The sequence below is a fragment of the Microbacterium sp. genome (assembly GCF_047972865.1).
GTDB lineage: Bacteria > Actinomycetota > Actinomycetes > Actinomycetales > Microbacteriaceae > Microbacterium.
On the sequence record NZ_JBKEAY010000255.1, the window covers coordinates 1 to 9,929 of the forward strand.

At 69.6% G+C, this 9,929-nt stretch carries 7 protein-coding genes and 1 pseudogene; 4 read left to right on the forward strand and 4 right to left on the reverse strand.

Going from position 1 to position 9,929, the window contains the following annotated elements:
* Positions 1 to 216, forward strand: a pseudogene (locus tag ACK5KK_RS15460) (MFS transporter); the annotation flags it as partial.
* A 48-nt stretch (positions 217 to 264) separates the two neighbouring features.
* Here the strand turns inward: ACK5KK_RS15460 and ACK5KK_RS15465 are convergent.
* A complete protein-coding gene (locus ACK5KK_RS15465) occupies positions 265 to 969 on the reverse strand; it encodes an IclR family transcriptional regulator (RefSeq protein WP_416890976.1) in 705 nt (234 codons plus the stop codon).
* A gap of 148 nt (positions 970 to 1,117) precedes the next feature.
* Here ACK5KK_RS15465 and ACK5KK_RS15470 point away from each other — a divergent pair, with 148 nt between their 5' ends.
* Positions 1,118 to 3,010, forward strand: a complete 1,893-nt coding sequence (locus ACK5KK_RS15470) for an FAD-dependent monooxygenase (RefSeq protein WP_416890977.1) — start codon at positions 1,118 to 1,120, stop codon at positions 3,008 to 3,010.
* A gap of 167 nt (positions 3,011 to 3,177) precedes the next feature.
* A complete protein-coding gene (locus ACK5KK_RS15475; RefSeq protein ID WP_416890978.1) occupies positions 3,178 to 4,632 on the forward strand; it encodes a glyceraldehyde-3-phosphate dehydrogenase in 1,455 nt (484 codons plus the stop codon).
* Between the two features lie 7 nt (positions 4,633 to 4,639).
* Here ACK5KK_RS15475 and ACK5KK_RS15480 read toward each other — a convergent pair whose 3' ends face one another.
* Positions 4,640 to 6,079, reverse strand: a complete 1,440-nt coding sequence (locus ACK5KK_RS15480) for a helix-turn-helix domain-containing protein (protein ID WP_416890979.1) — start codon at positions 6,077 to 6,079, stop codon at positions 4,640 to 4,642.
* Between the two features lie 109 nt (positions 6,080 to 6,188).
* Here ACK5KK_RS15480 and ACK5KK_RS15485 point away from each other — a divergent pair, with 109 nt between their 5' ends.
* Positions 6,189 to 8,066, forward strand: coding sequence for a phosphoenolpyruvate carboxykinase (GTP) (locus ACK5KK_RS15485; protein WP_416890980.1), 1,878 nt, complete (start codon positions 6,189 to 6,191; stop codon positions 8,064 to 8,066).
* 161 nt (positions 8,067 to 8,227) lie between these two features.
* On the opposite strand, the gene ACK5KK_RS15490 is transcribed toward ACK5KK_RS15485, so the two are convergent.
* Both ACK5KK_RS15490 and ACK5KK_RS15495 read right to left on the reverse strand, forming a co-directional pair.
* On the reverse strand, positions 8,228 to 9,331 hold the full coding sequence (locus ACK5KK_RS15490) for an NAD(P)-dependent alcohol dehydrogenase (protein ID WP_416890981.1): 1,104 nt from the start codon (positions 9,329 to 9,331) through the stop codon (positions 8,228 to 8,230).
* On the reverse strand, positions 9,328 to 9,929 hold a 602-nt coding region (locus tag ACK5KK_RS15495), incomplete at its 5' end, for an aldehyde dehydrogenase family protein (RefSeq protein ID WP_416890982.1). The genes ACK5KK_RS15490 and ACK5KK_RS15495, both read right to left, overlap by 4 nt.

Sequence of the window (9,929 nt, forward strand, 5' to 3'; positions counted from 1 at the left end):
GGTGCGATCATCGGCGGCGCCTTCGCCCCGATGATCTCGGAGGCCCTCGTCCAGGCCACCGGCACCACCGTCTCGGTACAGGTGTACTTGGCCGTCATGGTGCTACTCGGATTGGTCGCCACGCTCCTGGTGAAGGACCGGCCCGGAATCGAACTCGGCCCCGACAACGAGGCCGAGCAGGCGCGCATGCCGCTGGTCTGGACCTCGCGCTCCTGACACCTCGCGGCATCGCGACGACCGCGACGCACCGGTGGGCTGCCCGGTTCAGCTCCCCAGTGCGTCGCGGATCGCCGCCGCGGAGCGCTCCAGTCGTGCCGCCAGCGGGGCCGGGTCGGCGGGGGCGGCGACGTGCACGACGGCGATGGCCGCCGGGCGATGACCCTCGCGTAGCCTCAGCGGCACGGCGACGGCCTGCACCGTCGGGATGACCTCGTCGTGACTGGTGGCCCATCCGCGTGCAGCGGCGTCCGCGATCTCGTCGCGGAGCGCGGCATCCGGCTGCACCGGCCACTGCGCGTCGGAAAGAGCGGACAGGATCGCCTTGCTCGGCGCCCCGACGGTGATGGCGTGGCGGGACCCGGGGCGCTGAGCCACCGAGGCGAGGGCGTGGCGGGGTTCGATGCTCGCCAGCGTGATGCACTCGTCGCCGTCGAGCACCGCGAGGAAGCACGTCATCCCGAGGTCGTTCGCGACGGCGGTGAGCTCGGGCAGGGCTTCGGCCTGAAGATCGCGGGCGACCCCGGTGGCCAGCGCGGCCATCCGGGCGCCGAGGGTGACGCCGCCCGCGGAGTCCCGGGAGATCAGCCGGTGGTCCTCGAGCGTGCGAAGCAGCCGATACGCCACCGACCGGTGCAGATCCAGGCGCCGGGCGATCTCGTCGATCGTGAGCGGTTGGGGCGCGTCGGCGAGGATCTCGAGGATGCGGATGCCGCGGCTGAGGGTCTGGGATGCCGGTGGGGAACTGGTCATGGACGAAACTCGCTCTTGCTCGCGACGCGGACGTCGTATACGATCTGTTCAATAGTAGAACAGCGAATTCTAATATAGAATATCCAGTTCTCGGACACAACTTCGCAGACGACCTCGGTGCCGTAGCCGAGGAAGGGGATCAACGACGATGCAGTTCCACCACCACGGTTACGTCTCCGGCGACCCGCGGGTCCGTCCGGCCGCAGCAACCGGAATCGACCGTCCCACTGACCTTCCCGATGAGGTCGACGTCCTCGTCGTCGGCTCGGGCCCGGCGGGCATGCTCCTGGCCGCTCAGATGTCGCAGTTCCCGACGGTGACCACGCGCGTCATCGAGAAGCGCGACGGACGTCTCGTGCTCGGGCAGGCCGACGGGATCCAGCCCCGCAGCGTCGAGACGTTCCAGGCCTTCGGATTCGCCGGGGCCATCATGGCCGAGGCATACAACATCGGCTGGATGAACTTCTGGGGCCCCGACCCGGACAACCCGCAGAACATCATCCGCACCTCGCGCACCGCGGACTACGCGTATGACATCAGCGAGTTCCCGCACCTGATCGTCAACCAGGCCCGCGTGCTGGACTATTTCGCCGCCGCGGCCGCGGGAGGCCCCGGCCGGATCGTCCCGGACTACGGCGTCGAGTTCGTCGGGCTCACCGTCCACGACGACGGCGAGTACCCCGTCGAGGTGCGCGTGCGGTACACCGCAGGGGACCGGGCGGGGCAGGAGCGCACCATCCGCGCGGCCTACGTGGTCGGTGCCGACGGCGCCCGTAGCGGCGTGCGCGACGCCATCGGCCGTGTGCACGTCGGCGGTGTGTCGCTGCACGCGTGGGGCGTCATGGACGTCGTGGTGAACACCGACTTCCCGGACTGGCGCATCAAGTGCGCCATCAACGCCGAAGCGGGCAACATCCTCCACATCCCGCGGGAGGGCGGATACCTCAGCCGTATGTACATCGACCTCGGTGAAGTCGCAGAGGACGACGAGCACCGGGTGCGGCAGACGCCGATCGAGGAGATCATCCGGCGCGCGAACGAGATCCTGCGTCCCTACTCCATCGACGTGAAAGACGTCGCCTGGCACAGCGTCTACGAGGTCGGCCACCGCGTCACCGACGGCTTCGACGATGTCGCGGAAGGGTCCGACCGCGCCCCGCACGTGTTCCTCACCGGCGACGCCTGCCACACCCACAGCGCCAAGGCCGGCCAGGGCATGAACGTGTCGATGCAGGACGGCTTCAACCTGGGCTGGAAGCTCGGGTCGGTGCTCACCGGCCGCAGCCCCGAGTCGCTGCTGGCGACCTACTCGGCCGAGCGGCGCCCCGTCGCGCAGCAGCTCATCGACTTCGACCGGGAATGGTCCTCGCTGATGGCGCGCAAGCCGGAGGAGATCTCCGACGCCGGCGACCTCGCGACCTACTATCTGGCCACGGCGGAGTTCCCGTCGGGATTCATGACCCAGTACGCCGGTTCTGCGCTCACCGGCACCGACGAGCACCAGCAACTGGCCGCCGGCTTCCCGCTCGGGAAGCGCCTGAAGTCGGCACCGGTCACGTTCGTCGCCGACGGCAACGTCGTGCACCTCGGCCACCACGCGCGCGCCGACGGCCGCTGGCGCATCTACGCCTTCGCCGACGCGGCGCCGGTCGGCGCCGACTCCGCGCTGGCGGCCTGGGCGACCTGGATGCAGTCGGCCCCGGAGTCGCCGCTGCACCGCCACACCCCGGCCGGCGGCGACATCGACGCGGTGTTCGACATCAAGGTGGTCTACCAGCAGAGCTTCGACGAGATCGACATGACCACCGTGCCCGAGCTGTTCCGCCCGCAGACCGGTCCGCTCGCGGTCACCGACTGGGAGAAGGTGTTCGCCGCCGGCGCGTCGAGGTGGAACGACATGGACATCTTCGCCGAACGCGAGATCTCCCGCGACGGCGCGGTGGTCGTGGTTCGCCCCGACCAGTACGTCGCTGCGATCCTGCCGCTGTCGGCCACCGCCGAGCTCGCGGACTACTTCGCGCGGCACCTGCTGCCGGCGTAGATGCGGGAGGCCGCACCTCTGCCTCAGGCACCGATAATCGGAGATGGCAGGTAGCGCGCACGCGACCGGGCGCGCTGGGTACGATGGTGCGGGCGGTCAGGGGCCGCCGGAACATTCGACGCGTCGGCGCGTCGCGGCAGCCCGCGCCTCGCCGAAGAGGAGGACGCATGAGCACGTACGACGAGAACCGCGCGGCCTGGGTCGCGCGGGAACAGCTCGCCGAGCGGATGATCCCGCACATCGGTGCGCTGTACCGTGACCGCGGCGTGGTGACGTCCTTGCAGGGACACCGCTTGATCAACCTCTCGGTGACCGGCCTGCTGGAAGCGCACGAGCGCGTCGCTCAGCTCGGGCACGCGGAGGTGCCGCTGGAGTCGACGCTGCGGATCCTCGAGGGCCTGCGGGCGGTGGCGCCCGGCCCGTCGGCGCTCGACGTCGCCCGCCTGGCCGAGGGCTTCGCCGAGTCGGATGCCGAGCTGGAGGACTTCCTGCGCACCGAGCTCGCCGACGTGCTCGACGCCGCCGACAACCGCGGCGCCGGTGAAGACGTCGTCCTCTACGGGTTCGGACGCATCGGCCGGCTCCTCGCCCGCATCCTGATCGGGCACGCCAGCGGGGGCCGGGGCATGCGGCTGCGGGCGATCGTCGTGCGCAAGGGCGGCGACGGCGACCTCATCAAGCGCGCCAGCCTGCTGCAGCGCGACTCCGTGCACGGTCCGTTCGCCGGCACCGTCAGCGTCGACGAACAGGCGCAGCAGATCATCGCCAACGGTACCCGCATCCAGGTCATCTACGCCGACGACCCGGCATCCATCGACTACACCGCGTACGGCATCCGCGACGCCATCGTCGTCGACAACACCGGAAAGTGGCGCGACGAGGAGGGGCTGAGCCAGCACCTGCGGTCCACCGGCGTGGCACGGGTGCTGCTGACCGCTCCCGGCAAGGGCGCGCTCAAGAACATCGTGTACGGCATCAACGACGACACGATCACGCCCCAGGACCGCATCCTGTCGGCGGCCTCGTGCACGACCAACGCGATCACCCCGGTGCTCAAAGCGCTCGACGAGGCGTACGGCATTCAGCGCGGCCACGTCGAGACGGTGCACTCGTTCACCAACGACCAGAACCTGATCGACAACTTCCACCGCGGCGACCGGCGCGGTCGCTCCGCCGTGCTGAACATGGTGATCACCGAGACCGGTGCCGCCAAGGCTGTCGCCAAGGCACTGCCGGAACTGGCCGGCAAGCTCACCGGCAGCTCGATCCGCGTCCCCACCCCCGACGTGTCGCTGGCGGTGCTCAACCTCACCCTGCAGCGCGCGACGACCAAGGACGAGGTCAACGACTACCTGCGCCGCGTGTCGCTGCACTCCAAGATCCGCCGACAGGTGGGATACGTGGAGTCGCCCGAGATCGTCTCCACCGACTTCGTCGGCTCCACCCACGCCGGAGTCGTCGACGGGCTGGCGACCATCTGCGACGACGTGAACCTCATTCTTTACGTCTGGTACGACAACGAGTACGGCTACTCGACGCAGGTCATCCGCGTGCTGGAGAAGATGTCCGACACGCACCCGGTGGTCTACCCGCTGCGGCGCGAGGTGACGCTCCAGGCCTGACCGCTCCTCACGCCGGGGCGTGCCGGTCGAGGAAGTCGTACACCTCGTTGTCGTCGACGCCCGGGAACGCGCCCGACGGGAGCGGGGAGAACAGCTGCATGTGCACGCGGGCGCTCGGCCACGCCTTGCCCTCCCAGCGGTCGGTGACCTCGGCGGGGGGACGACGGCAGCAGGCCGGGTCGGGACACGTGGAGACGTTGCGGATGGCGGTGTCCCGGCCGCGGAACCACCGCGCGTCGTCGAAGGGCACCCCGACGGTGACCGAGAACTCACCGTCGCCGGTGGCGCCGGTCTGGCTGGAGCACCAGAACGTCCCGGCGGGAGTGTCGGTGTACTGGTGGTACTCGGTGGTGCGGTTCTGCTGGGCGAACGCGGAGCGGGCCCCGAAGCGACGGCAGACGACCTGCCCCTCCACCGATCCGGTGACATCCATCGGCAGCGGCAGCTCGTCGTTCTCGTAGACGCGGGTGATCGCCCCCGACCCGCTCACGCGCAGGAAGTGCAGCCGGATGTCGAGCCGTTCGGTGAGCAGATTCGTCATCCGCATCCCGGCCGCCTCGTGGGTGACACCGAACGCGTCACGGAAGTCCTCGACGGCGAGGTTGCGGTCCTTCTTGGCCTGGGTGAGGAAGGCCACCGACGCGGTCTCGGGCATGAGACAGCACGCAGCGTAGTAGTTGATCTCCAAGCGTTGCTGCAGAAAGTCGGCGTAGTCGGTGGGGGCGGCGTGGGCGAGCAGCCGATGCGCCATCGCCTGTAGCGCCATCGACCGCAGGCCGTGGCCGCCGGGGATGGATGCGGGGGGCAGGTAGATGCGACCGTTCTCCAGGTCCGTCACCGAACGGGCCGAATGCGGCAGGTCGGAGACGTAGATCAGCTCGAAGCCCAGCTGTGAGGCCATGATGCTCACGGTGCGGTGGGTCAGCGCGCCGGTGCCGTGCCCCGCGGCCCGCAGCTGCTTCTCGGCGAGCTGCTCGATATCGGGCAGGTAGTTGTGCCGCTCGCGCATCCGGCGGCGGAGCTCGGTGTTGGCGCGGCGGGCCTCTTCGGGCGTCGCGCTGGCCTCGCGGTCGCGGCGCTGCAGTTCCCGGTGCAGTCCCAGCACCGCCTCCAGGGTCTCATCGGGCATGGTCTTGCCGGCCTTGACCGGCGGGATCCCCAGTCGCCGGAACACGGGGCTGGACTGGGACCGTTCCAGTTCCAGTTCGAGCGCGGCACGACGGCTCGGCGGCTCCGGCGAGAGCAGATCGGTGACGTCGGTGCCCACGGCGGTGGCGATCGCCTGCAACAGCGACAGCTTCGGTTCCCGTTTGCCGTTCTCGATGAGGCTGAGCTGGCTGCCCGCGACGGCGACGATCGCCCCCAGTTCGTCAAGCGTGAGCCCGCGCGCGGTGCGGTGATGGCGGATGCGGTGACCGAGGGTCGACAGTTCGAGTGCGGACGGCATTCTTTGAGAATATCGAAAGAATTCAGGTTCTTGCGACAGCTCAGGGAGGCAAAAGCCGCGGCATCCATCGCACAGTGGAGGGACGACCGCCCCTCTGAGGAGATTTCGCATGGCCATCGCCAACATCGTCACCTACCCCGTCGCGAGCCGGCGCGCTCTGCTGGCGGACTTCGGTGCTCGCCCGCAGGTCACCGGGCCGGGCATGGCCGAGCTGATCGCGTGGGTGGACGAGATCGCCGCGCTCACCCAGCCCGACCGCATCCACTGGGTCGACGGCTCCCGCGCCGAGAACGACGCGCTGCTGAGCGAGATGGTCGCCGAGGGGAAGCTCATCAAGCTGAATCCGGAGTGGCGACCCGGGTCCTACCTCGCTCGGTCGCACCCGAGCGACGTCGCGCGCACCGAGGCGCGCACGTTCATCGCGTCGGAGCGCGAAGAGGATGCCGGGCCGACCAACAACTGGGTGGCGCCCGCCGAGATCCGCGCCACCCTTACGCCGCTGTTCGCGGGGTCGATGCGGGGGCGGACGCTGTTCGTCGTGCCGTTCTCGATGGGCGCCGTCGGCGGACCACTGTCGCATATCGGGGTGCAGGTGACCGACAGCGCGTACGCGGTGGCCTCGATCGAGATCATGACCCGGGTCGGTTCGGCGGTGCTCGACGAGATCGCCGCAGGCAAGCCCTGGGTCAAGACCGTCCACTCCGTCGGTGCACCGCTCGAGCCAGGGCAGGCCGACGACGCCTGGCCGTGCAACGACGAGAAGTACATCGTGCACTTCCCCGAGAGTCTGGAGGTGTGGTCGTTCGGCTCGGGCTACGGCGGTAACGCCATCCTGGCCAAGAAGTGCTTCGCGCTGCGCATCGCGTCGGTCATCGGTCGCGACGAGGGGTGGCTCGCCGAGCACATGCTCCTCATCCGGGTCATCGATCCGCAGGGCACGGCGTACCACGTCGCGGCTGCGTTCCCGTCGGCGTGCGGCAAGACGAACCTCGCGATGCTGCGTCCCACCATCCCGGGCTGGCGTGTCGAGACCCTCGGCGACGACATCGCCTGGCTGCGTCCCGGCGAAGACGGGCGGTTGTGGGCGATCAACCCCGAGGCCGGATTCTTCGGGGTCGCGCCCGGGACCGGCGAGTCGACCAACGTCACCGCCGTCGAGACGCTGTGGGGCAACACGATCTTCACGAACGTGGCGCTGCGGCCCGACGGCGACGTGTGGTGGGAGGGTCTGACCGACGAGGCCCCGGCCGAACTCATCGACTGGGAGGGGAACCCCTGGACGCCGGATGCGGGACGGCCTGCGGCGCACCCGAACTCGCGCTTCACGGTGAGCGCCGGGCAGTGCCCGCAGATCGCGTCGGACTGGGAAGCGCCGGAGGGGGTGCCGCTGGACGTCATCCTGTTCGGCGGTCGCCGCGCCACCAACGTGCCGCTCGTGGTCGAGGCCACCGACTGGACGCACGGGGTGTACCTGGGGTCCACGATCTCTTCGGAGCGCACGGCGGCCGCCGAGGGAACGGTCGGCGAGTTGCGCCGCGACCCGTTCGCGATGCTGCCGTTCTGCGGTTACAACCTCGCCGACTACTTCGGTCACTGGCTGAGCGTCGGCCAGAGTCTGCGGTTCGACCGGGCCCCCCGGATCTTCCAGGTGAACTGGTTCCGCAGGGGCGCCGACGGCCGGTACCTGTGGCCGGGGTTCGGAGACAACGCCCGTGTCATCGACTGGATCATCCGACGCGTCGACGGTTCCGTGGGCGCGGTCGATAGCCCGATCGGGCGGTTGCCGCACACCGACGACCTGAACCTCGAGGGCATCGAGGTGCCGCAGGCGGATCTGGATGCGCTGTTCGAGGTGGACCCGCAGCTGTGGCTGGCCGAGGCCGACCTCACCGAGGAGTTCTACCGGACCTTCGACGGCAAGATCCCCGCCGCGCTGCATGCCGAGTTGGCCGCACTGCGCTACCGCCTGAAGCTCGCCGCCGTCTGAGGACGACCGGGGCTCCTGTTCCCACCCCGCGCACGGTTCAGAGTTCAGTCTCTGCTGCCGTCCGGGCGGCCGGATGCCGGGTGTGTGGCGTTCGCGGCATCGGGCGGACTGAATTCTGGACGGGCGGGGCGGGCGCCTAGTGTGCTCGTACCCGTGCGGTCTCAGAAGACGATGACGGGTTTCACCGCGGCTCCCTCGTGCATGTCGGCGGCGGCCTGGTTGATGTCGTCGAGCCGGTAGCGCGCCTGGAGCTTCTCGATCGGGAGCCTCCCGTCGGCGTGGAGCGCGACCAGCTCGGGCAGCAGGGTCGCCGGCAGCGCGTCGCCCATCGTGACCCCGCGCAGGATCTTTCCGGTGAGAATCCCCTGGATGTCGACGGGGATCTCGGTGCCCGGGGCAGGCGCACCGCACACGAGCACCGTCCCACCTGCGGCGGCGGCATCCAACGCTCCGCGCGCGACCCGGGGGTTTCCCGTGGTGTCGAAGCTGAGGTCCGCACCCCGCCCTGACGTGATGTCGAAGATGCCCTCGGCCACGTCCTCGGTCTTGGCGTTGACCGTATGCGTCGCTCCGAGCTCGCGCGCGAGGTGCAGTCGCTCCTCCACGATGTCGACGGCTATCAGCGCCGCAGGCGCCCGCAGCGCGGCCGCGATGACCGACGACAGTCCCACCGCGCCCGCACCGTACACGACGACCGTGTCGCGCGGACCGGGATCGAGGACGTTCCACATGGATCCGAACGCGGTCAGCACGCCGCAGCCGAGCGGCGCGAGCACGGTCAGGTCGACGTCGTCGTCGACGACCACCAGCGAGCGGGCGTCGGCGATCGCGTACTCGGCGAAGGAGGACTGCCCGAAGAAGTGGTTGCGCACCGGTTCGGTGCCGCGGTCCACTCCGGCCGAGTCGTCGGCGCGCATCTCACCCATGAGATTGCGCGGCAGCCAGGTCGAGCAGTACGCGGGGTGGCCGTCGTCGCAGGCTCCGCACGCGCCGCAGGAGGTGAACGACAGCAGCACCTTCTGGCCGGGTTGGATCGCGTCGACGCCCGGTCCCACGCGTTCGACGACGCCAGCCCCCTCGTGCCCGATGATGCCCGGTGTCGGGAACGGGATACCCCCGGCGATGACGCCGAGGTCCGTGTGGCACAGTCCGGTTGCGACCAGTTTGACAAGCACCTCGCCGGTTCCGGGCGGATCGAACTCGACGTCGACGACCTCCATGAGTCCGCCGGGCGCGTTCAGCACCGCGGCGCGTCCCCGCGTCACGGCGCGGCTCCCTCATCGAGGTTGATGACGATCGACTTCGTGCGTTGGTACGAGGCGAGCGCTTCGGGACCGTATTCGCGACCCCAGCCCGACGCCTTGACCCCGCCGAACGGCACCGAAGGATCCAGCATCGCCCAGCCGTTCACCCAGGTGATGCCCGCATCGAGCTTCGCCGCCACCCTGTGCGCCTTGGCGAGGTTCGTGGTCTGGATGCCCGACGCGAGCCCGTACGGGGTCGAGTTCGCCAGTGCGATCGCTTGCGCTTCGGTGTCGAACGGCTGCACGGTCAGCACGGGGCCGAAGACTTCTTCCGCGACGGCAGGGTTGTCGTTGTCCACGTCGGCGAGGACAGTGGGCTGGAAATAGAACCCATCGCCGATGTCGGCTCTCGCCCCGCCGGTGACCACGCGGGCCCCGGCTGCGACGGCCCGCGTGACCAGTTCTTCGACCTTGCCGAGTTGTTGCCGAGAGGCCAACGGACCGACGACCGTGTGCGGGTCGGTGATGTCCCCGAAAGGGACGCCCGGCACGGCGTGCTGCAGCATGCCGAGCACCTCGTCGTAGAGCGGACGCTCGACGAGCAGACGCGGACCGGCCA